Origin of the sequence: Microvirga sp., assembly GCF_014699075.1 — a bacterium.
Classification (GTDB): Bacteria; Pseudomonadota; Alphaproteobacteria; order Rhizobiales; family Beijerinckiaceae; genus Microvirga.
The window spans coordinates 190,766-213,083 of the sequence record NZ_JACXAB010000002.1; the positions used below are offsets into that span (position 1 = coordinate 190,766).

Annotated in this window: 19 protein-coding genes; 3 read left to right on the top strand and 16 right to left on the bottom strand. The window is 57.8% G+C overall.

Features of this window, described 5'->3' with window-relative positions:
• The first annotated feature begins 204 nt into the window (after positions 1-204).
• The gene (locus IC232_RS03935) at positions 205-1,752 is read left to right on the top strand and encodes a hypothetical protein (RefSeq protein ID WP_190843616.1); all 1,548 of its coding nucleotides are present in this window, start codon (positions 205-207) and stop codon (positions 1,750-1,752) included.
• Between the two features lie 300 nt (positions 1,753-2,052).
• Here IC232_RS03935 and IC232_RS03940 read toward each other — a convergent pair whose 3' ends face one another.
• Positions 2,053-2,646 carry a VUT family protein gene (locus tag IC232_RS03940; RefSeq protein WP_190843617.1) on the bottom strand — a complete coding sequence of 198 codons (594 nt, stop codon included), beginning with the start codon at positions 2,644-2,646 and terminating at the stop codon, positions 2,053-2,055.
• A gap of 32 nt (positions 2,647-2,678) precedes the next feature.
• Positions 2,679-4,580 carry an ATP-dependent helicase gene (locus IC232_RS03945; protein WP_190843618.1) on the bottom strand — a complete coding sequence of 634 codons (1,902 nt, stop codon included), beginning with the start codon at positions 4,578-4,580 and terminating at the stop codon, positions 2,679-2,681.
• Between the two features lie 215 nt (positions 4,581-4,795).
• Between IC232_RS03945 and IC232_RS03950 the strand changes: the two genes are divergently transcribed.
• Positions 4,796-5,197 (top strand): hypothetical protein, encoded by a 402-nt coding sequence (locus tag IC232_RS03950; RefSeq protein ID WP_190843619.1) that lies wholly within the window; start codon positions 4,796-4,798, stop codon positions 5,195-5,197.
• Between the two features lie 1,150 nt (positions 5,198-6,347).
• Positions 6,348-7,160 carry a hypothetical protein gene (locus tag IC232_RS03955; RefSeq protein WP_190843620.1) on the top strand — a complete coding sequence of 271 codons (813 nt, stop codon included), beginning with the start codon at positions 6,348-6,350 and terminating at the stop codon, positions 7,158-7,160.
• A 79-nt stretch (positions 7,161-7,239) separates the two neighbouring features.
• On the opposite strand, the gene IC232_RS03960 is transcribed toward IC232_RS03955, so the two are convergent.
• The 14 genes from IC232_RS03960 to IC232_RS04025 form a co-directional block, all read right to left on the bottom strand.
• Positions 7,240-7,563, bottom strand: coding sequence for a hypothetical protein (locus IC232_RS03960; RefSeq protein WP_246812029.1), 324 nt, complete (start codon positions 7,561-7,563; stop codon positions 7,240-7,242).
• Between the two features lie 294 nt (positions 7,564-7,857).
• Positions 7,858-9,783, bottom strand: a complete 1,926-nt coding sequence (locus IC232_RS03965; protein ID WP_190843621.1) for a type IV secretory system conjugative DNA transfer family protein — start codon at positions 9,781-9,783, stop codon at positions 7,858-7,860.
• A 510-nt stretch (positions 9,784-10,293) separates the two neighbouring features.
• The gene (locus tag IC232_RS03970) at positions 10,294-10,740 is read right to left on the bottom strand and encodes a hypothetical protein (protein ID WP_190843622.1); all 447 of its coding nucleotides are present in this window, start codon (positions 10,738-10,740) and stop codon (positions 10,294-10,296) included.
• Between the two features lie 70 nt (positions 10,741-10,810).
• Positions 10,811-11,116 carry a hypothetical protein gene (locus tag IC232_RS03975; protein WP_190843623.1) on the bottom strand — a complete coding sequence of 102 codons (306 nt, stop codon included), beginning with the start codon at positions 11,114-11,116 and terminating at the stop codon, positions 10,811-10,813.
• Positions 11,117-11,128: 12 nt separating this feature from the next.
• Positions 11,129-12,151, bottom strand: coding sequence for an ATPase, T2SS/T4P/T4SS family (locus IC232_RS03980; RefSeq protein WP_190843624.1), 1,023 nt, complete (start codon positions 12,149-12,151; stop codon positions 11,129-11,131).
• Between the two features lie 11 nt (positions 12,152-12,162).
• Positions 12,163-13,917 carry a TrbI/VirB10 family protein gene (locus IC232_RS03985; protein ID WP_190843625.1) on the bottom strand — a complete coding sequence of 585 codons (1,755 nt, stop codon included), beginning with the start codon at positions 13,915-13,917 and terminating at the stop codon, positions 12,163-12,165.
• Between the two features lie 11 nt (positions 13,918-13,928).
• Positions 13,929-15,608, bottom strand: a complete 1,680-nt coding sequence (locus tag IC232_RS03990; protein WP_190843626.1) for a TrbG/VirB9 family P-type conjugative transfer protein — start codon at positions 15,606-15,608, stop codon at positions 13,929-13,931.
• Between the two features lie 41 nt (positions 15,609-15,649).
• Positions 15,650-16,462: a VirB8/TrbF family protein gene (locus tag IC232_RS03995; protein WP_190843627.1), complete on the bottom strand. Its 813-nt coding sequence runs from the start codon at positions 16,460-16,462 to the stop codon at positions 15,650-15,652.
• A 31-nt stretch (positions 16,463-16,493) separates the two neighbouring features.
• Complete coding sequence (locus IC232_RS04000) at positions 16,494-16,670, bottom strand: hypothetical protein (protein ID WP_190843628.1); 177 nt, start codon at positions 16,668-16,670, stop codon at positions 16,494-16,496.
• A 148-nt stretch (positions 16,671-16,818) separates the two neighbouring features.
• Positions 16,819-18,117: a hypothetical protein gene (locus IC232_RS04005; RefSeq protein ID WP_190843629.1), complete on the bottom strand. Its 1,299-nt coding sequence runs from the start codon at positions 18,115-18,117 to the stop codon at positions 16,819-16,821.
• Positions 18,118-18,153: 36 nt separating this feature from the next.
• The gene (locus tag IC232_RS04010) at positions 18,154-18,978 is read right to left on the bottom strand and encodes a hypothetical protein (protein WP_190843630.1); all 825 of its coding nucleotides are present in this window, start codon (positions 18,976-18,978) and stop codon (positions 18,154-18,156) included.
• Positions 18,979-19,007: 29 nt separating this feature from the next.
• Complete coding sequence (locus IC232_RS04015) at positions 19,008-21,458, bottom strand: hypothetical protein (protein WP_190843631.1); 2,451 nt, start codon at positions 21,456-21,458, stop codon at positions 19,008-19,010.
• Between the two features lie 41 nt (positions 21,459-21,499).
• Positions 21,500-21,799, bottom strand: a complete 300-nt coding sequence (locus tag IC232_RS04020; protein ID WP_190843632.1) for a VirB3 family type IV secretion system protein — start codon at positions 21,797-21,799, stop codon at positions 21,500-21,502.
• A 158-nt stretch (positions 21,800-21,957) separates the two neighbouring features.
• Positions 21,958-22,314, bottom strand: coding sequence for a TrbC/VirB2 family protein (locus IC232_RS04025; RefSeq protein ID WP_190843633.1), 357 nt, complete (start codon positions 22,312-22,314; stop codon positions 21,958-21,960).
• Positions 22,315-22,318: the final 4 nt, after the last annotated feature.

Consider the following 22,318-nt stretch of genomic DNA (forward strand, 5'->3'; position numbering starts at 1 on the left):
GCAATTACCGGAACGGGCGCTCGCCTGTCTGCGGAGGAGATGTCTGAAGAGGCCAAGCGGAGGGCTCATGTGCCCTTTGTCAGGACTGCTACGAAATGTGTCGCCGAACATGTACAGCGGACCCTTAATCGGCAGCATCAGCCAGAGGACGTGTTCTCTCGCCTCGGCGAGGGTCTCAAAGCATGTAAGGCTGAAATCGACCGAATGTCAGCCGAGCATGACCGCATCTTCGGCCAGGGGACCGGGTCTGGCTTTGTGTCGGGAGCCTACCTGCAGGACCTGCCACGGGCGGTTGACCAAATGAGTGGTCGGCTTCGGTACGCGCCAGGTCCCTATCCATGCACTGCGGATCAGATCGTTTTTGCGCCGATCCAGGACGCTTTCGGATTCTTCCTGATCTCCGATCCCCGGAAAACCGACGCACCATGGGTCCTGAGGATCATCGAAACGGGCGAAACCTTCCAGTTCCGGCAGCAAAGACGGAAGGGCGACAATCAGGATGTGCTCGTTCCGGTGGCAGCATCCGAGGCGGGGAGAGGTCTCGGGGGAGAGTTGCGCCTGTACAAGGACGCAGCCGGGGAGATTGGTTCGGTGAGCCTCAATGCGATAGCGGAGGCTTTCAAGCGGTTCCGGATTCAGAATGATCAGGAGCCGGAGACGTCGGACATTCCGCCTGATGGGCATTGGGCCCGGACGGGCTGCGAAACCATGCGCCAGGCCGAAGTTGCGTCCGGAACCGGTCGCAGCGTCCAGGTGGTCGAAGATAATTCTCAAGCCGCGAGCAGGAATCCTGAACCGACGGCGAAGCCGAGTGGGCCAGATCCTTCATTGGCGCATACACTCGAGGCGACGGATAGGTCTGCCAAGGAGCAGGTTGCGGCACCAAAGACTGAGGCCGCTCGGCTGAAGCCAATTCCGGTGTCTGTTCCACAATTCCCGGATTATCCAGTCAACAGAATTCACAAAGGGACCAACGCAAAGCCGATTTTGGACGATCCGAACAAAAACTCCTACCGCACACGGATCCGGGAGGCTGCTCAGCAGCAGGCGAACTTCGCCGGCCGATACGTCATCACGACGTGGGGCTGCGGAACTGGTTGCAATCGGGGAGCTGTGATCAACCTGGCGACCGGAAAGGTGAAAATGCTTCCCTTTGGTCTTGTCACTGCTTGGTCGAACTCGGAAGAGGAATCATGTGCAGGCGGGCCAGATTTCGGCTTCGAGCTAAATAGCTCCCTTATCGTGATGACTGGTAAGTTTGAGTACAACGAGGACACCTGGAACGATCCGAGCGGCGGCAAAGGTGGGCTGCACTACTTCGTGTTCGACGGAAGCGATTTTCGATATCTAAAGACCGTCAATGGGACCGACTGTGTGGTGAAGTCGACCAAACCTGATGAGACAGACCAAACACGCCAACCCCTCAAGATAGAGCGAGCATCCGACGGATCGATCGACAGCCGAAACTTCATCAGGTTGTGGCGGGAAGTGGTCGGGGAACACGTCGCAGTCGAATTCTGCACCGTTTACATGGTTGGGATGAGCACGCCTTCATGTGCAGTATACGATGGCGCAAAACGGGTGGGCGACATCATTCTCGACCGAGGTACGCTAGATCTGGGCAGCATGAAGTGGGTTCTGGCAAACTGTAGCGGCCCGGTTCCTAAGTCTCAGTGCAATACTCGGGTCGAGGGACTGGTGCAGGACGCGGATGGTAAACTCGTTCTCACGAATGTAACGGTCGCGCCCTGAGAGGCACTGATCTTAAGAGCAGTTTGAGACCTGGCGAACGACCCATCCCTGCTCCTCAACCCAGAAACGTCGGCGAGCCTTGCGGCACGGTGATGCCTCTGGCTGTACAGCCGGAATTGCGCTGACCGTCTCAACTTTCGGTGCTTGGGCCACCTTCACTTCCTTCTTCGCCAGCTTTGCGTTTGCCGATGTGGCTCCAATGAGAGCAGCGAAAACAATGACGCAAAGGCGCAGGTGGGAAGAGTGGGTCATCAATCAAGATCCCGGAGGAGCCAGGAGGGCTCCCCCGGCGTGCTGAAACTACGATGTCTGGAAATGAGCGGTCGCGGACCCGTTCGGGAGGCGATCGCTTGAGATCAATTCTCGTGCATCCCGGTTTCGCAGCCAATAGAGGATCGGGAGGGAAATAAGGATCATCCACGCTTTCCCCAGAACCTGACCGAGCAAATGATCAAATGAGCCAAAGGCTACCCACAAAAACGCAACGGAGTCTGCCATCAGGCCTACGGCCGACGAGGCGACAACGGCCAGGATAAGGCCCCGTCGCTGAAGCGGCGTATAGACAGCCAGATCAAGAAGTTCCGAAATCAAAAACGCGATCGCGCTCGCCAGAGCCAAAGATGGACTGATGAGGTAGCTGAGGCCAGTTCCAACCAGGACACCGACGGTACTCCACGCCACCCCGATCTGCCGCTGGACGAGATCCCGAAGGATCAGGGCGAGACCAGCCCAAACCACCCCGCTAGGGGACATGACCCCCGGTGCAACCGGGATCAGGCAGGGCGTTTCTGGTGGACAGACCGTGCCGATGGACGCGACAAAATAGTTGGCGAGGGGAATGGTCAGCAAAAAGCCAGCGAGGCTGGCAAAACCCCAGATGCGGTTCTGTTTCATGTGTGGTCCTTTTGGGGATTGAGGGGGATGGCTTATGCCAATCCCATTTCTGATAGGAATGGCGACGGCCCGAGCTGGCTCTCCCAGAGCAGGTAGCAGCGCGCCGATGCCCTGGTAACGGTCACGAAGGCGAGGCGGCGGGCCTCATCAATCTCGTCGCCTTTGTCAAACCCGCTGGGGAATTTTCCTTTGCTCCAGCCAGGAGAGATGACGATCGGAGACTCCAACCCCTTCATGGCATGCATCGTCGAGACAGCCACAGCATTCGCAGGGCGGCCGGCGACATCGGCGATATCCGTCTGGGCCGTCGCGATAACTGTGGCGAGGTCTTCGACTCGTCGTGCGTGCTCTGAAATGGCCATGTACTGACGGAAGAACCGGGAGCGTCGGGCGGAGTTGAGGGCCTCCAGGTCCTTGTCGAGATCCGTATAGGAGAGAGCCAGTTCGACCATCTCGGACGTACTCGAGATCATCGTCGCGCTCCGGAGCGCCCGATAGGTGTCAACCAGGCGGGATAGTCCCTCGTGCTTGAGGGTCCCATTGTCCGCCCTTTTGCTGAGCCACTGCATCACGGGGAGGCTCTCCATCCGCGCAGCGCGCCAGACGGCCTGTGCAGTGCCAAGGCCGGCAAGGCTCGTCATGATCTTGGTGGCTGCGGGGCTGTCCTGCTCGTTTGCCAGAAGGCGGAGCCAGGCGAGGAACGTTTGGAGCTGGGGCGAGGAATCGGCATCAGGGTTGAACCTGAATACGTTGACCCCGTGGCGCAGGAGGAACTGAGCCACCTCATCGGCGTCACTATTGGTTCGGGCGAGGACGGTGATATCCTTCGGCGGGGCTTTCGCGACCGACTGGACCAGCATCAGGGCCTGGTTGAGCATGCCACCCGGGCCATTGCAGGAGATGCTGACGACATCGCCTTGGGCGGCCTTTCCCGATTTCACCGTTTTGGCGTGCCGCTTCTGGTTTGCGGAGATTAGCTTACCTGCTTTCCGGACGATCTGTTCAGGGCAGCGATAGTTGATTCCGAGCTTGATGACGACAGAGCCAGGGTACCGCTTCTCGAAGGTCAGGATGTTATCGACCGTAGCGTGGCGCCATCCGTAGACCGCCTGATCGTCGTCGCCGAAGCAAGCCAGATTGGAGCCGTTTTCGGTGAAAATCTGAAGCCAGCGCTCCTGAACCGGGTTTGTGTCCTGGTATTCGTCGACGAGAACGAGCTTGAATTTCTTTTTCCAGGAGCGGGCCACAATCGGATTTGCGCCGGTCAGCCGAACGAAGTCGAGGATCAGGTCATTGTAATCGAGGCAGCGGTTCTCCCTCATTGTCCGGTCATACTGGGCCAAGATATCGGCATCTTCCCTCGAAAGTCCGGGAGCCGACTTTACCCAAGACGATCCAGCGGCATGGCTGAGCGCCGCGCCGATGTTCTTGGCGGCATCGATTGTCTTGAGGAGACCATTGATCCGCTTATCAATCTCCCGGCTGCTCGATGAGTTGGCAAAGCCGTCGAGGCTGGCGAGGATGCCCGTCAGGGTCATCTTGATTTCTTCAGGTTCGACGATGGTGAACGGCTTTTCGCCGGTATGGATCGCCTGGTGGATCCTGAGCATCCGAGACGAGAGTGAGTGGAACGTCCCAACATAGAGGTTGTCGAGGTCCGTTTTGATCTTGTTGCCGATGCGGTCTTTAAGCTCGTGAGCAGCCTTCCTGGTGAAGGTCACGGCCATGATCTCTTCGGGCTTAAAGCCAAGGACCTGGACCGCATAGATGAACTTCGTGGCCAGAACGTGAGTTTTGCCCGTTCCCGAACTGGAAAGGACCAAAAGAGGTCTGCCGAACTCTTCGACCGCCCATTTCTGCTGGGTGTTCAGTCCTTGTGTCAGGACAGATTGAAGCGAAGAATCTGCCGAGATCGTGGATGCTAAATCTGGCATGGCTTTCTCTTTTCGGGGTTTGGTCAAGCATTTCGGGTTCAATGAGAACTTGGAATGGAAATCCTACTCTGCACGGCTCACTCGTTTGCCTGTTGATTCATCGCTCAACGAGCGCAGCAGAGGCGTCCGAGATCTAGACACATAGAGGCTAAAGCACGAATAAATCGGCGATAGCACTTCGGATGCTAGACGATGACTGACAGTGAGTAAGAACAATGAAAAGCCAAATTCAAAAGACGATCGGGCAGGTTGCCCTGTTCGGGTTCGTCCTGTGTGCTGGGGGGCCAGCAATCAGCGGTACGTACAACGGGCCGGATGATCCGGCGGCTTACCGGGAGCCTCGGCAGATGCGCTGCTATGGCGTTCCGGACTTCCCGCAGCATTACAATGCGAACGTTCACGGCGAGATGATCGGAAACCTGGTCGACGGGTACAACTATGTCGAACTCCAGGGTAAAATCGGCATTCTGTATTTTGATCTGATCGAGTCAGGGAAGGATCCCAAGCGGCTTGAAGCAACCTTCACTTCGATCTCAACCCTTGACTGGAGCAAGCGGATCGCGAAAGGGCATTGCATCGTTGAAAAGTGGAAGCCTTTGAGGAAGCGGGCGAACTAGGCTTAGATGAGACTCTTTCTGCCACCGTTTGCAAAGTCAAAAGCAAGCTATCGAGAGTGGCTAGAAGAGACGTTCTTTACCATCAACTAAGGAGTCCGCTGACGGCGGGCTATTCTCGGTTTTCTGGGGTTTGCCCCATGCCTTCTAAACTCGGGGATCTGATGACGAGCCAATCTTTGAGGAATTCGGATCCATTAGCCAAATACTCACCGTCGGGTTCAGATGGCCCGTCTCGTGGAAATGAAGCCCCATCTGAAAGCGCCAGTGTTCCTCAACCAGGGCCCGCGCTCATAGACACGGCCCACTCAGCTTTGAGGGGCAAGCCTACACGACCGAGTCTGGCATCCATAAAATATTCATCCGGAATTCAATCAAGATCTTAAGTACACTACTATGCTACTAAACAGATTATAGACCTAAACCTCGGAAATTAAACCGCCTAACCTTCGATAACGAGGTAAGGCATTAGTATGAGTATTTGCTTCTCCGAATGAGGTGCTATTATCAATTCGACGCCATCTGGCAGCACTCTAGCAACTAGATCATTTCAGAGGGTCAGCCTATGGGTCTATCCAAGTCAACCCTAGCATTGCTGTTCTTGTTTTTCAGCGACACGACCATTGCTTGGGCACAGTTTACTCCCGCACCCCACGGCTACCGACCAGCTAGACCACCGTATCCTGCGGGTTACTTGCCGGATCCTTCAACCCTCGACTGTGACGAGAGAGAGTTGTACTACCCGTACATGCCTCAATGCCCAGGACGGCCCCGCGTCTACAGACAGCCAAGGCCGGACCAGCCGCCACCTGTCCGCGCCAGACAACGCTCGACAACTCAGTCAGCAGGAAGGTCGTCCGGAGAAACTTCCCCGCAGAAAGCTGCCGCAACCCCGGCTGGATTGGCATCAAAGCCAGGTGCTGCTCTGGAGACGCGGCGCCTAGAGGATCTCACGCCTAAGGATCTCAATTGTTCGAAATCCTTCGCATTCGTAAGGGATATGCGAAGGCTTAACCAGTTGTCTGCGAGCGACATCGACAAGGTGGTAGTGTTTGCTCATACCTGTGTCGCACTAGCGTCGCTCAACAAATCGGAACTAGCTCCGGATAAGCGCCGAGGTATGGTGATTAGGGCGACCTCGGACGGATACGCCTTGAACAGCTTTCGGTTAGGAGACCTGGATGAAATCATCTTCCTGTGCTGGATGGAAAATGAACAAAGTCGACGAGAACTTGTCAGGGTGGTGATTCCAAAAACCCCGGTCGGGGAAGCACGATTAGATTCCAAGAAATATAATGGCTGCGCGAGTATAGATAAGAGCTTAAAGTCAAACGAGCCTATTTTTCTCGACGCCATTCAATCGGATGCGGATCTTAGCGCCTTAGAGGCATACTTGAAAACTCAAGGGTTCGAGAAGAACGCGGCTTCAGTAAGATCTGTTTGGGAAACTGCGGAAAAAGTAGAAGTTAAAGGAAACGCTCAACCTATAGTGACGGGTGGAGGAATTACCAGCGGCCCAATTCATCAACGATGTCTCATAAGCTGGGATGACTCACATCAGATACATTCCCAAAAGTGGATTGTGCGGTGGGACTACCAAGCCGTAAAAACAAGGATGAAGAAGCTAAGACATTGTATCCGTCTTACTGTGACTGGACCTATAGACGCGAAGGATGTCGCTAAAGATTATGTCGCTCATTGTGTGGACCGTGCTCTGAATGACGATAAGACACGCCATATAGTTCAAGGTATAATTGGGCTCGGCTTAGATGTTCTTTCGGCAGGAGCTACTGGTGGATCTGCGACTGCGGCAGCAATCGCAGACTACCTAAAGGCCGCAAAGGAAAAGCTTATTGGCTGTCTTACAGATGAAAAGCAGATCCAAGCCTACTTGGCCCAATCACTTGCGGAGAGGGTCGGCGCCGTTGTTGAAAACGAAAGCCACTGGGAATACTGGGACCTCTGAAAGATAGGTTCGAGCTACATACAGCAGCACCAGGTGGGATTTCACTCAAGCGCTCATGAGCATTGGAGGATTGACCGCATTAGTCGAGTTTCATCCGCCGTGCCGCTGTCGGACACATGATTACGAACTGGGCAATCAGCGGAGGCTTGCCCGATGCGCAGGATGTATCTTCGTCGTCCTTAAGCGGAAAGCGCGCCCGCTGAGGGGCATTGTTGCCATACCGGAATTCGATGGTGCCAGTCCTGCAGTTGGCCTTAGAGGTCAAGACCGTGCGCCCTTCCTCCTTCTGATACTTTGCAACGCATTGGGCGACGGTGAGCTTGCCACCGTTCTGCTTGGTCTCCCCACCTGGATCGCGTTCGCAGTATTCCTGCAGATCCGCCTTGGTGACCATGCCGGTCATTGTGGCGGAGGCAGTGTCTATTCCATCCTGCTCAACCGCAGTCCCGCTCCAGCCCGCACACGAGGCAACCGGGAAACTACCAGATGCAAGGGCTTGGCCAGACGAAATGCATAGGAATGCTGCAACTGCGACATGCGTGACGGGCAAGCGGATCATCGTCTTCTCCAAGTTCACTCTGGGACTCCTCTGTCACATCGAGGGGCAGCAAAGCAACCAAGGTCTATGCTTTAGCAGATCGAGGCCATCTGACGGAAAGCGTGCCTTAGTCGCATCGACGCGGGCTATACCGACCCCTTAGCCGGCATAAGCAACAACCTGAGGAGTGATGTGGGCTGTGCTCTCTTGATCGCGCAGCTTCTTCTGTTGGGCCTCTCTGATCCTAGCTACTTCTCCAGGATCGATACCATGGAGGCGCTCGTTATAAATCTTTTCCGGGACAGTTTGGGTCGCAACCTCGCCTTTACCGCGGGAGCGAACCTTCTTCATCATCTCGTCATCTTTAAAGAAGAACGGAGTGTCGAGCTGCATCGGACGATTAAGGAAGTTCTGTACCAAAACGATGTTCTTGCCCGGCTTAAGGGAGGCGATGTCTTCGCTCCGAAGGAAGCTGATGTTTTCGACTTGCTCCGACCGGCTCCAGGCCATGGGGTTGGCCGACTTGGAAAGGCCCTCATTGTAGGTCTTTTGGGCTCTCTGGATTGTCGTTTCGCCGACCATCTTCTTGAATTTGTCGATGGTATCGGTGTTGTTCTGAGCCAGAACGTATTTCACGGCGGTAGTGGTGATGATGACGGACTCGTCCTCGGCCGTGTACTTCTTCCGGATCTGGCCGAAGTCCTGGGCAGCAAGGAGGTAGCTAACCTTCTTCGAACGGCCAAGATCGGGACCGGTGATCACCGCCTCAATGCGGGGCAGCTTCGCAAACTCGTCCAGCGCGAAGCACACCGGGAATTCACCCAGCGTGCGGCCGGTCTTTTCGTTGACCTCGCCTGGCCCGTAGGAAATCAGATATTGGGAGAACACCTCATAGAGGAGAGCGGTCACTGTTTCGAACGAGGCCGCTTCCGCCTGGTTCACGCAGATATAGAGCGTGACCGGGATGATCTCCTTCTTCTTCTCGCACCACATGCCACGCATATCGTCAGGGGTGAAGTCGCAAGCCGACGTCCGCTGGGCGACCGCCGAGTTTTTGAACGGAAGCAGCGCCTGATCCATTGTGCCGAACACGCCCGAGCGCTCCTTATCGGCCATGTTGACGAGAGAGCTCAGTTCCACGAATGCGCGAGGTGAGGGAAACTTGCCGTTCTGCTGTACGTCATCGCAGAGGGTTCGGATCCATTCGCCCATCTTGTCGACGCCCATAGACATGGGATCTTCGTCACCTGTCTTCTTGGTGCTTTCAAACTGGCTGATCGCGAGCCAGTCGGACAGCATTGGGATCGACGGCTCATAGCCATGCCATTTCGTCGGCAGACCAAGATAGTTCTTCTTGTCGCCGACCTTTGTGATCAGGTAGTGCATGAAGCCGGTGAGGGCAGCACGCCCCTTTGTAACGAAGTAGTCGTTCCCTTTGCCGCCATCCGGGTTGGGGATCAGGGTCTTAGCGACCGTGTCGAGGTAAGTGTCGCGGTCGGGGCCTTGAGGCGGCACAAGCTTCGGGGACAGGAAGTTGAAGCGCGGGTAGAAGATCGGCTCTTTGAAGGTATAAGCCTGGGCTCCGTCGTTTGCGTTGACCCAATTGGTGATGGCTTTGAACGAGGCGGGCGCGATAGGAACCTCGAAGGTTCCCCCTTCCTTTTGGACAGCAATGTGCCGCTCGTACGGTGAGATGAGTTCCAGAGGAACCTCCCTGGCGTTGAGCAGATCCTCGAAATGCTTCCAAAAGGTCCCGGCCTTTCCACGATCAAAGGTCAGGATATAATTTGGTTCGTCTACTTTCGCCCAGTTGAGCATAAAGACGTGACTGACCGATGCCCGGTAGGCACCCGTCATTTCGTAGAGTTCGGGCTTCGGGTCATTGACGATAAACGACACCTTATCGCCGGTCACGAGCGTGGGTACAACGAAGGCTGCCGTCTTACCAGTGCCGGGCGGTGCGAGGCACAGGGCCGACAATGTCTCGATCATTTTGACCATCTGGCCCTTGCGAGGGCCTTTCGGCCATCGTCCCAAAGCCATGAGATGGCCGCCCTTGATTCCGACCTGCTGGCGCTTCTCCATCTCCTCGAGGGTCTTGTCATCGCACCAGTCGGCAAAGCCACCCTTCATGACCTGGCGGAGGTAGGGATTGAGGAGTGCCGGCGCCATGTAGACCACGGTGCTGGCAAGTGCGACGCCGAGGTATGCCTTCAGGGCTCCAAAGCCCCCATAATATGGATCCATCACGAAGGCATAGTTCATCGAGAGGATGTCACCGCCGAAGACCTTGCCGAAGAACGAGCCGACGCCCTCCAGTGTTCTTTGGTTGAACGGTTGGTCGAGTACCCACCGGAATAGGGGGGTGCAGAGAGTGGTCGCCCCAGCAAGTGGCAAAGCGATCGCGGCCGTTGTGCCGAGCCAGCGGTAGTGCTTCCGCTGACCCTCCGTCATGTGTTCAGGAAGGTATTCTGTTTTGAGCGGGTTATGAAGCTTCATGACGGTGCCCGAGTAAATTGGTCGGCAAAGGCGCGGATAGACTCAGTAGGTGCTTCGAGAACCTGCTCGGATGCTGTGTCCGGGCAGGTGATGGTGCTATGCGGCAGCTTGAAGGATGGATCCGGTAGAGGCCCAGGCAGTGGCTACGGCATCGCTGGCCGCTGGAATGCCAAACTGGTTGGTCACATAGGGACAAAGAGCATCAAGCACTGCCATCATTCCGAAGCGTGCAGCCTCTTCATCCTGCAGGACCGCGACGAGAAGGGCTGAAGCCAACTGGCGGAGCTGCGTACCGGAAGGGCTTTTGGAGCACTTAGCGGACACCCACTGTTTCAGGGGAACCGTCGCTCCCTTGTCCAGATAACCGTGGAACTCAGCGACCAGCGCGTCTGCGAAAGCCCCTAGGTCGGGCGGTGATGCCACTTCATCATCCGGAGATGGCTTCCGGGAGTGCTCATCGATGAATGTAAGCAGAAGCCCTTTGAAGATCATCCTGGCCGGCAGGAGATGGGGTGCATAGTGTTGGGCATTGATCGTGTTCATTGTCAGGGAATTCACGACGGCGATTGTGCCTTTGAAGTCCTGTCCGTCAGGGAGCTTGGTAGCCATTGCGTCAGACCTGTCCGTTGAGAGCCACCTGATGAGGTGTCACGTGATCGGTGGCGGGGGATGAGGCCGGAGCCGGGGCCAACTGACGGCCCTGAACAGCCGCAACGAGATCCTGTGTCCTGCGATCGGCGTCTTGGCGGAAGATCACCGCATAGCTGTGAACGATCCCAGCAACCCAGAGCAGAGGGAGCAGGGCAGGGACCAGAAGGATTCCGAGGCAGAGCATCACCAGGCTGGCGATCGCATCATACTTCGCGTCGCGGACCACAAGAGCGATAGGGGGAACGAATATGGCGATAAGGAAAATCATTGGAGCCTCGCTTTAGGCAACAGCGGTAATACGGCGCTGGCCGAGAGAATCTTTTTCGATTTGGATGACACGGATGTGCTCGGCCATGAGCGCGCGGAGCTCGTCACGATCGATGGCGTCAGTATTCCCAGCCATGGAACGGGCATTGGAAATACAGTTGATGAAGGTGGTGAGCGCCTCGTCCGGAGACCGGGCGTGGATAGTGGTCATGAAGTGGCCATGGCCGGTCGTCATGAGCTCCCAGATGGTTGCCGCATTCGAATTCGAGATTTCGCCGGCCATCACCACATCGGGGGTCATGCGGACGATGAGATCGCGCACGGCCCGGTAGTCGAAGCTGTTGGCCTGCTGGGTACGGCTCATCAGGATATGAACCCGATTGGGCTGAAGAACCCGGATCTCACGGGTATCCTCGACCGTGAGGATGCGTTTGCGCTCATCCAGGAACGAAACAAGGCGGTTCAGGAACGTGGTCTTTCCGCTGCTGGTGGCGCCGGACAGGAGAATATGATCGCCGCGGGTAAGAGAATTCACGATCTGAGCGAAGGGATCGTCCGGATCGGTGTCACGGGTGAAGATTGAGGCCAGCGGAGGGCGAAGTTTCTGGCCTGGCGTGATTCCGTAGTCCTGGAGGTCGACGGTCTGCTCTTTGTTGTACTGCCGGATGCAGAGACACATCGAGCCGTCCTCGCTGGTGCCCTCGGGCGTCTCAGATTGGATGTTGGGACCGATCCCTGCTGCAAAGCGGTGACCTCCTGGAACCGTGCCGAACACAACCGGCATTCCGGTCGGCCCGAAGTTCGGGATGTTCTGCACGTTGGCGACCATGTGACAGATATTCTGAAGGTACCGCGCGTTGAGGTCAGGAGCTTCTTCGGGAATCCACTGGCGGCCCTTATCGTCCGGGGTTCGATGGCGGATCCAGATCTCACCTGGCTTGTTGATCGCGATCTCCTCCACGTCGGGGTGGAGAAGACGCTCGTAGAGCGGCTGGATGAACTTCTCGAGAAGCATCTGAGTGGTGGAATTCGTCATCGTACGGACCCTTAGAAAGGCGACCAGTTCGGAGCCATGGGCGTTCCGGCAGCCGATTGCTGCTGGATGACGTTCTGGCGGGATTGCTGCTGCGTCTGGAGCTTCTGGGAGGCTGACGGGGCCGTGATGAAACTCAGGCTGTTGTCTGCCTTCCCCGATGCTTTCTGGGAACCAGCCTGTCCGAGCCCCTGAACCACGGGGCTGTCCATGGAACCGGTCGGGCTGGCAATGACCCCATTGTTCTGCCTGTACTGGGGGACATTGGTTCCAATCGGCGCATTGAACCGATTGGCGACATCTGCTCCGCCCTGCTGATTGACCTGAATGCGGCTTCGGGCGGACTGGTACTCCTGAGAGGAGCGCACCTTGCTGGCGTGTTCCTGTCGCATGGCCTCCGTGGGGTTGATAGGCTTCAGCCAAAGGTCCGTGCTGGGAAACACAGTAATGCGGGTGCCGACGGGAACCGTCCGGATCGGCGGAAGGGCCAACTGCTCTTCGGTGAACTGCTGGATCAGTGGCTGGGTGTCCTCGCGGAACTGCTGTGTTGCGACGCTGCGGGCGTCCTGCGAAACGTTTGCCGAGCCTGCGCCGAAGGGGCTGACGCTGGTGATGGTCTGTTGGCTGCCATTCAACCCGAGCGTCACACCCACATTGAGGGCTGACATCAGCATGGTGGTGCCGAAGCGCTCAAACCAGCGATTGTTCATGTGGGCAGGAATGCCAGACCGGCCCATGGCATCGCCGCTGCTTGCCTCGAAGGCGAAGGCAGCTCCATCGGGACGAACCAGACGTTCCCACGCAATGGCAACCTTCTCCTCGCCGGTTGAGCTGATAGCTTGAACCGAGCCGATAATGGTTGAACCCCGTTCGATTACGACGAGGCGGCCGTCTCCGCCATAGATGTCACGCTCGACTGTTGCGACGGCGCGAGAAGGATTGCGAGTATCAATCGGGATCTTGATGACAGCCGGGATCGGCTTATCCATCGTAACCACACGGCTCATATCCACCGGGTAGGTCGAGGAGTTGCGCTTGTATCCGATGGCCTCCCAATCATCCTCACGTGGGCGCTGTGGGCCAAGATAGGTCAGGGACTCTGGATCGGACTGCCCCGTCAGGAGGCTGGCTGAGCGGCGGTTGCGGAGAACGGCTTCGGCTGCCGGGTCATACATTGGCTCGACAGGCGCAGGGGCGGCAACGACCACAGGGGTCGTGTCTACTGGGACGATGGCACTGGCATCGACCGTCACAACCTTGGTGATGGTCCGGATGGAGCCATCGGAGCGTTCCGACGAGGCGGCGATCAGGATGCGGCCGTCAACCCTGCCGGGAATGGCAGGGTCATAGACGAACTGGACGAGGCAGGCCTGATCGATATCGAGACGAACGCCCTCGCAATTGCTTGCGTCGAGCCGGATGCCTGCCTCTTGGGCATAGGGCATGCTGACCGTTTTGATGGTCGCGGGCATGTCGGTGGCCCGGATCGAGAATGTGGAGGTGAACCTCTCCTTACCGGCGGGGATGTCCCGCGCCTCGATGGTTGAGCGGTCAGGGCTGATGTCACCTTCCTTCGGGGGAGCCTTGGGAGCCTCGGGCTGAGCCGGAGCAAAGACCGGCTCGGACGGCGGCAGAGCAGCCTGCCTCATTGAGAGAGCCGTGTTCCGCTCAGGCAGGGAAAGGACGAAGAAAACCCCGCCGAACAGGACGAGCGCAGAGGTCGCTGCGAGAAGGCGGTTTTTGATCTTGCGCTTAGGATCGTCGCTCATGGTCTGGCTCCTTATTCCGCAACCAGGCAGGTATCGCCGTGGCGACGACGGACATCGCAAATCGAACTTGCAGCGGAAGGCTCAACTCCGCTGATACGGATCATGGCGCGGCCGGAAGCCGGCGCAGTCTTGAGGGAGCTTCCCGTCTGGGTCTGCCAAGAGAGCTTCGCCTTGCCGCCCTGAAGGCGGCTGTCGGTACGGAACAGGCTCCAGACCTGCTCGCCTTCAGCCTTGGTGTATGGGCCGAGGATGATGGCGCTCGACACAGGAGCATGAGGCGGAGGGGGTGCCGCAGGCGCCACAACAGGAGCAGGAGCCGGAGCGGGTGCAGCAGGAGCTGCAGTCGGGGCAACAGCCGCCGGTGGGATTGCCATAGGTGCGAGGAGAGGCCCGGCCGAGGCAACGACCGTCTTTTCGACCGGCTGGACCGCACCCTTCCGGACGAGCGGGGGCTGAGATAGAGGCGGAACTGGCCTCGTCGTCACCGGGGCCGGAACCGGCTTTCCAATAACGACGGTTTTCTGGACTTCGACCGGGACCTCGCGCTCGACGATCACAGGCTTTTCGACAACAACCGTCCGGCGAGGGTCGATGACAGGGGCATCCTTGGCGTAGCGATTGTCGTCCAGAGGGCGGGCAATCCTGAGACAGATGAGGCGGTTGCCGTTGCGCAGGGTAATGTTGCCGATGGCCTCAATGACCATCATCGAACGATCCTTACCAGTGACACGGGTGCCGACGGGGCTCTCGACGCCCTGGATGACGAGCGCAGCCACCGGCCATTCGGTCATGGAAGAGGCATTCGGGCCGAAGTCGAGATAGGTGAACCGGCCATCGTGCCACGCGCGGATTGGAGCGATGACGGCGTCGTCTTGGGTACGGGCCTCGATGCTGATGTTGTTGCGCATATCGCCCGGGTTGACCGGAGCGCCACGGGCATATTCACGGCCGCCGGCGTCAAAGTAGGCAGTCGCCTTGTTCACTGAAGGCTCGTAGAGTTCTTTGTAGTTGGCGTAAGGCATCGACACCGGGGCGGTTGAGGCTAGTGTCTCACCGGTACCAACCTCCATGCCGCCGACTACGACTTCGACGGTCGCGTCAGGAAGCTTGTCGGCATTGAACGGCAGGGAGCGGAGATAGAAGTTGTAGACGTTGCCGCTGGAGCCGTAGACGATCAGGTTACCGTCCACACCGGCATAGATCGCCCGGATCGCAACGGAGCGCTTGTTGGGCGCTGTGGAAGTTTCGAACGAGCCTGGGTCGGAGGTGATAACCTGAACGACCTCTTCCTGCTTCGGGAACTTGATTACGCTGAGAAGGCCTTCGCGAGCGTTGACCTCCATCACGTCGTCGGGGCGCCAGGAAATCTTCACAAACCCAGGGCGGGTCTGACGGGCAGACTTATGCTTGTTGGGATCAAGCCAAGCCTTCTGCTCAAGACCAAGGGGCTTCGAGGCTGCGGCCGTCGCTACACGGGAAGCCGACTGCGATGGCATGTCGAGCGGCTCAGGAGCCAGACCGGGCACACCCGGAGCAGCAAACTCCGCCGCAGGGACGTTTGCCTGCGCTTGGGTGATCTGACCTGCAGGGCCCATAGGAGTGCCCTGTGCCAGGGCGCTATTCAGCCCAGTGGCGGCGATGAAGGCAGCCAGCGCAGCGGTGGATAGATAGCGAGAGCGCGAGGAAGTCATTGTGGTTCTGTCCTGGTGTTCTTTGTTGGCGCCGCGGCGGCTCAATCTTTCTTGGAGGCTACGGTGTAGCCTGTGACCGTGAACCCAAGCGGGTTCAGGAAGCGGTTGTCGTAAGAGATATTCTGTTCGACGTTCTGGGCGCGCAGCTGGGCCACGAAGGTCCTGCGCTCGTCGCCGCTGTCTGTGAGGCCGGAGCCGATCCGTCGGTCGATGACGTCGAATTCCACCTGCCAGTAGCCATTCTGGATTTTCAGAAGGCTCTTGATCGAGACGCTGCGGGTGAACCGGCGTTCTTTAAGGGTGTCGTAAACGGGTTTGGTTTCAGCGAGGAACTGATCGTAGACAGCCTTCGCCGACATCAGGCGAACGATCGTGCCCCACTGATAGACGGTGCGCTGGGGATCGTCCGTGATCGTGTTGCGCATCGTGATGTATTCACGGACGTTGGCCTCTTCGAGGATAGCCAGAGACCGAAGGTTGCCGGTGGGAGGCTCGATGCGGACCACCTGATCCGACTTGTCGGAGAACGTGACGAAGAATGGAACCACGCGGTAGAGCGGAATGAGCTGCATCACGGCGATGGCAAGGACCACGTTTAAAGCCATGGAGATGCCGGCAATCGCAATCAGGAGCTTGTCCGTGACTGTGGCCCGCCGGGCTCCCGCATGGGGAGCGTCGTGGTCGCGCAAGTATCCGCCGATATTATCCTTCGGCTTTTGTGCGGGGGCCGCGGGGAACGGGGTGACGCGCTCAGCATGAACCTGAGGGGCGGCCGGGGTCGAAGCGCCACCATCGGCATCCTTGTTCGGAGCGAAACGGCTGGCAAGGCGGTCGAGGCGGGAGACTGCGGTCATGGCTGAAACGACGCTGTTCTAAGAGGAGGGGTCAGACGGCCTGCACGGGGAGATCATTCGCTGCGTTCGGCAGCTGAATGCATGCGCAGGGGCTCTTTTTTAGGTCGTTGGGAGAGCGCCCGATGCCGATGGGATCTTCCTGGGTGAGGGTGCCGCAGGCGGTCAGGGCAACGGCGGTGAAGGCAATGACAAGAATGCGAATCAACATTCGATCTTTCCTGGTGATCTATGTTCTTTAATTCGCTTCTATACCCTCTATTTCGTGCGTCCAATCTATTTCGACGCCGGATGGAACAATCTTTGGGGTTGTTCGTAGGAAATGGTCAGGTGAGTTAAAATCTAAGAGTTTTAGATGGTTAATTAGTGCCGCCGATGTCCTGAGTCACACGGGCCGGAGGCACATTGGCGTTAACCGAGATGTAATTTTGGTAACTCGAATCGTCCCGCAGGTTGTCCAAAATCGTCTTCTGATCCGCCATCGCTCGGCGTAGGTCCGGGTCAGAGGCGAGCGCCGGGTACTTCTGCATGATTTGAGAAGCGGTCTGGAGACCCTTTCGGGCCTCACTGGCAAGCTTGCCGATGAAATCATGGACCTGTTCGGGGGTGTCTAGGGTCGCGCCATAGCGCTGGCTGAGGGTCTGGAGCTCTTCCCGCAGATAATTGGTGTCCGATCCGCCACCGGATTGGATGCTCTGGTTCAGCGTGGCACCGGTGATAAGGCCATTGTGAAGCTCAACTGCATAGTTCAGGGACAGACGGCCGGCGTTAACGGCATCCTGAGCTTGTGATCTGGCCCGGGTGGTAATGGCATCTTCGGACCGGGCCTCCTGCTCGACGCTGTTGGCATAAGCCTGGGGATTGCCATAGGCATTTGAGCCAGTTCCCCAACTGCTGCTGCTGGCGATCGGATCCTCGCCCATCTGGCGTAGGTGATCGACGGCCTGAGTAGACGTGAGACGGGCCACCAGGCGGTTACGCTGATCGAGGGCTTGAAGAAGGGTAAGGCGAACTTTTGCGTTCACCACGAAGTCGTCCCGCAATGTCTTTGCGCGGGCGATCTCGTCAGAGAGCTTTTTGATCTCGTCCTGGTTCTTGGTCACGACAGATTTCGCAGCGACGGCGGCGCCTAGCCCATCCGAATAAACGGACCGGGAGAGTTGAACGCGCTCTGCTGGGGTGGCAGCCCCTGGCCGCATATAGAATTCTGCCACGGCTTTGGACATCTGCGGGACGTTCATGGGATTGGCTGACTCCATGAGTTGGGGCAGGGCGAGCTTCCCGTCATCCTTGAAGGTGCTTAGGGGCCCTGCGGAGGAGCCAAACGAGAACAGGCTGTTCAGGAATGCACGGACTTGGGCAATGCTGCCTGTGACGCTGCTGAGAGTTTTCTGCCACGCTTGAAGCTGTTCGATCATGCTCCCCAGCTTGAGGTTCTCGTCCAGGGTCCGTTGAACCTCGTCGGCCATGCGGCTCCCGTCAAAGATCGGGCACGGGAACCATCCCCAAAGCGCACCGCCGGACGCCCACTGGCATGGGGTCTTCCATTTGGCTTCCGCCTCCGAAATGAGAGACCGGTTCGCTTGCCCGATCATGTCGCTGGAGAACAGTCCGACGATGATAGCGGTCGAGGCGAGGAATACCTTCATGCGTCCCATGGCACTTCTCATTCCGTTGGCGGGGTATCGGCCGGCTTACTGGCCGGTGGTCTGGCTGTTGTAGCTGTCGTTGCCAATGGCGCTGGCAGACTGGAGATGGAGCATCGCGGAAAGTTGAGCGTTGCTCTGGATCACTTGCTCCAGCATCTTGATCATGATGGCGTTGTTCACCGCCAGATCCCCACGCATGTCCTGCGACTGCTTGGCCTGATCGGCGATCTTCTGGATGTCCTGAGAGGTCTTGGAGACCTGATCTTTGCCCTGGATCGCAATGGCCATGGCGCTGGTGGCAGCACTGCGAGTGTTCACTGCCCGCATGACGTTCACAGCCTCAACGTCAGCCTGGGTGCCGTTCGCCTTGTTGACGTAGAGAGCCTGCTGAATGCCTCCCTGAACTGCGTTCACGCCCTGTGAAGCCTGTCCGAAGGCGTTCTGGAGCGTATTGAAGGAAGCGGCAAAGTTGCCGTTCTTTGCCATACTCCCGAAGCTTTCAAGCGACCCGAGGGTGGCCTTGATCCCGTGGAGGGAGCTGACCATCTGGCCGATGCCGCCGGCGCCTTTGATTTCCGAGAACATTGACGACAGGCGGCCAAGGATGCCGGTGATCTGACTTGGACCAAGTTGGCCGATTGCCTGTTGCAGCTGATTAACCGTGCCGAGGATGTTCTGGAGCTGCCCTAGCTGGTTGCCGACGGTCTTCATGGTTTGCTGGACCTGCCCGAAGACGCTGGAGTCCAGGACAGGCACGCCGCCGGCGGCAGCCATACTGCCGCCCGAGAGGCTCAGCCAGGTGGTCATGAGCATGACAGCCAGCATTGAAGTGATGGCAGAAGCACGGGATTTCAAAAAGCGGAGGGTCATGTTTACCTCTCGGGTTGCGGTGAGGAGGGTTAGCGGGCTGCGAATTCGCCATTAAGGTAAGGGTCAAGGAACGCATCCTGACCGTACTTCTCGATGGCTTTGGTGAGCTCAATGACCGCAGGGCGGCCGGACGAAAACACTTTCAGGTACCGCCCAAGGACGGACAGGTTGATGTCGAGGATCGCTGACTGGCCGGTTGAGTATTTCTTCACCAGAACCGCGTATTTGTGCTCCGGACCGGCAAAGTCCTTGCCGAGCACAAACGCCAGTTCGCTCTCATTGAGACCCCAATCATCGTAGTCTTCCGGCTTCGCGTTCCGGTTCCGATAGAAGAAGACTGTCTGGCACTGTCCGCGGATGAGTTCTGACATTCCCGTTGCCTTGATGGCTTCTGGGCGCTGGAACGCCAGAATGTAGGCCTGGCGAAGCTTACGGGCCTCCTGGAGTCCAACCTTGACGAAATTGTTCCGGAAGAGCTCGTTCTGGAGCATCGGCTCGGTCTCATCAACAAAGACCAGCGAGGGCGAACCCGTTTTGGTGGCATTCGATCGGATGCGGTGGATGATGTAATCCACGATGGGTGGGGCAAGGCGCTGATCGTTCAGGATCTTGGTCATGTCGAACCCGGCCAGGCGGGTTTTGGTCAGATCGAGGGTATCTTCGCTCGCATTGAAGTAGCCGCCCAGCATATTGGGCTCCACCCACGGCTGGAGTGACTTGCGGAGGTTGCCGTGCGGCGAGAAGGCAGCCTTGTGGAGTGTTTCAAGCTTACGGAAGCTGGTATCCAGGCTCGGGGCATAGTTAATGTCGAGCGCCCGGGTAATTTCCTCCTCGTCAAAGGCATCCTTGGCATCGCCAAGTAGACGGAGCCAGCGCTGCTGGAACTGGCGGTTATCCGGGGTGTCCTCAAGGAGCAGCGGGTTCATCTTGGCAGACGATCCGTCACCGTCGAAGGTCACATAGTCGCCGCCGGCACACCGGACGAAGACCTCGCAACCATTAAGACGGTCGAAAAGATAGACACGCAGGTCCGGCAATCGGAGTGCCTGAGCGGCCAAGAAGCTGACCAGGGTGGTCTTGCCGGTACCCGTCGGTCCGATAGAAACGCAATGAGGAACAGCCTCCTTGTCGTCCGTCGCGTGGAACTGGAAAGCATAGGCCTCGCCGGTCACAGAGCGGAAGTAGCTGAGAGGTTCGTCGCACCAGTCGGACTTACGCAGGCCGATGTTCGGCTTGTGGAGGAGGAGGTTCGTGGCGACGTTCTGGCTCATGAACCGGAACTGGCGGGGCCAGAGCCGATCAAAGGAGAACATGGAGAACCAGACAGCCTGGGCAGAAATCAGCTCACGGACAGAGGTGGCGCCGGTACGGGAGATGATCGAGAGGATCTCGTTTTCAATGTCGCCGATCTCCTCAGGAGTCTCCCCGTAGACGACGATGTTCATGGCGTAGTTGTGGAGGGTGGCCTTCATCTCTGACTGGCCGTCCAGAAGGCTGATGGCTTCCATGATTTCATACCCAGCGTTCTGGGAGAGGGTCATCATGGGAGCTGCCATCTGCTCCTGCTTTAACTTCGCCATTTGAAGTGAGGAATTCAGGGGCTGGATCGCATGATGGATGACGAGTTCGGCATCGATCCCGAGAATGTCTCGGTAGACGTTTTCCGAAGTCTTTTCACCGCAATCGCGGATACCCAGAACCGTCGCCAGTTTTTCCTCACGGCCGTTGGAAAACCGGAGGATCCCACGGTCATCGGAGCCGAAGTCAATGGTATCGACGGCGATCATCCGGTTCATCGCCCGTTCTTCCAGGCCATGCACTTTGGGGCTGGGGCGGGTGACTGGGCTGATAAGGCGAGCAAGAACGGCTGCCGGTCCTGTAGCGGGATCAACCCCTTCTTCCAGAACCCGGCACTCGTAGGCGCTCAAGGTGCGCAGGATAAAGTCCTCCGCCTGCTTGAGCTGCTCTGACGCCTCCTGGTCGTCCGTCGCCTTGACAACGAGCAGGGCGAAGTGCCGCAAAGAGTAGGCGTGGCTGAAGTCCTTGTTCCACTCCTCAGAAATGGCCCGGAGCAGGGGGTTGGTCAGATTGGGCGATGCCTTGATTGGCAGCCGCTCCTTGACCGTGAAAAGCCGCAGTTCTGCAAAGGCTGACCTCTGCGCCTCGTCGAGCATGTATTTCCGAGCGAGGAATAGCTCTGCCCGGTTCTCGAAGGAGTTAAGGTTTAACTCGGCGCCACCGATCTCAACGATCGAAATATATCGGTCGGCGATGCATTTGATGTGTTTGCGGTTGGGCAGAAGCTCGAGGAAGGGGAGAAAGTCCCCGAGGGTATCCTGGCGCGCAGGAGGCCTGAGCCTGTCGACGATAGATGGAATGGTGAACGCAAGGCCTGCCGCAGCGGCCCCGGCTCCGAGAACCGTGGCAGCCGTCCGAAGGCTGGTCTGATAGGTGAGGAGGAAATCGAGGGTCTGGCTCATGGGCCGCCGCTTTCGTGAGCGTGTGGAAGAGTTGGAAGAGGTTAGGCCCAGAACCGGCGGCCGGGCTTTCCGCCGATCCGGCGGCATTTCTGGAGCGAATACCGCATTGTCTGGATCAGGGTTGTCATGTGAGGCTCCTTAGCCCCGAGCATGATCAAGGCCATTTGGCCGCCGATAAGAGCGGTGAGAAAGCCCCCAACGATGACGACGTTGTCGAGGCCAAAGTCATAAAAGACCAGAAAGAGGAAGCTCAGGACCGAGAAGGTTACGCAGAAGACGGCCGGGAGCAGGGGAGCCCCGACAAACTTCTGCGGCATGGAAACGGGCCGAAAGATCTTCATATCAATGTCTTGCACGACATCACCTTTAAGAAATCAGCGAATTCTCATTCACGATTCGAGAATTATAGTTCGATTATGCCTTGTACCCGGTTTCCGAAGCAATGGTCGAGAAAAAGGGGCCGAAAAGGCCCCTTCATGAACAGTCGCCTGCGGTGGGATCAGCGAGCGGTTAACGTGTCGCCGAAATCGGTTGTAGTGATCGATACCTGGGATGTATCGGCGCCGCCCTGGGTGATGTAGTCAACCATGCTGCCCGAAGCTGCAATCAGCGCAAGCCCACCGATGAGGGCGAAGAACCATTTGAACTGGAAGCGGCCAAAATACGCCATCACGGCAAGGCCGATCACGCCAAAGCCGCCCACCAGGAAGGACAGGTTCTTGATATTTTGGAATGCGTTGCTGCCCTTTTTCTCCAGGGCGCCGAAAACGTCTGCGTATGCGGGGGTTACAATGGTCATTGCTGCGATCGCCACAATGGCGCAGGCCGCCACTGCCAGGTGTGTTTTGTATCTCATTAGA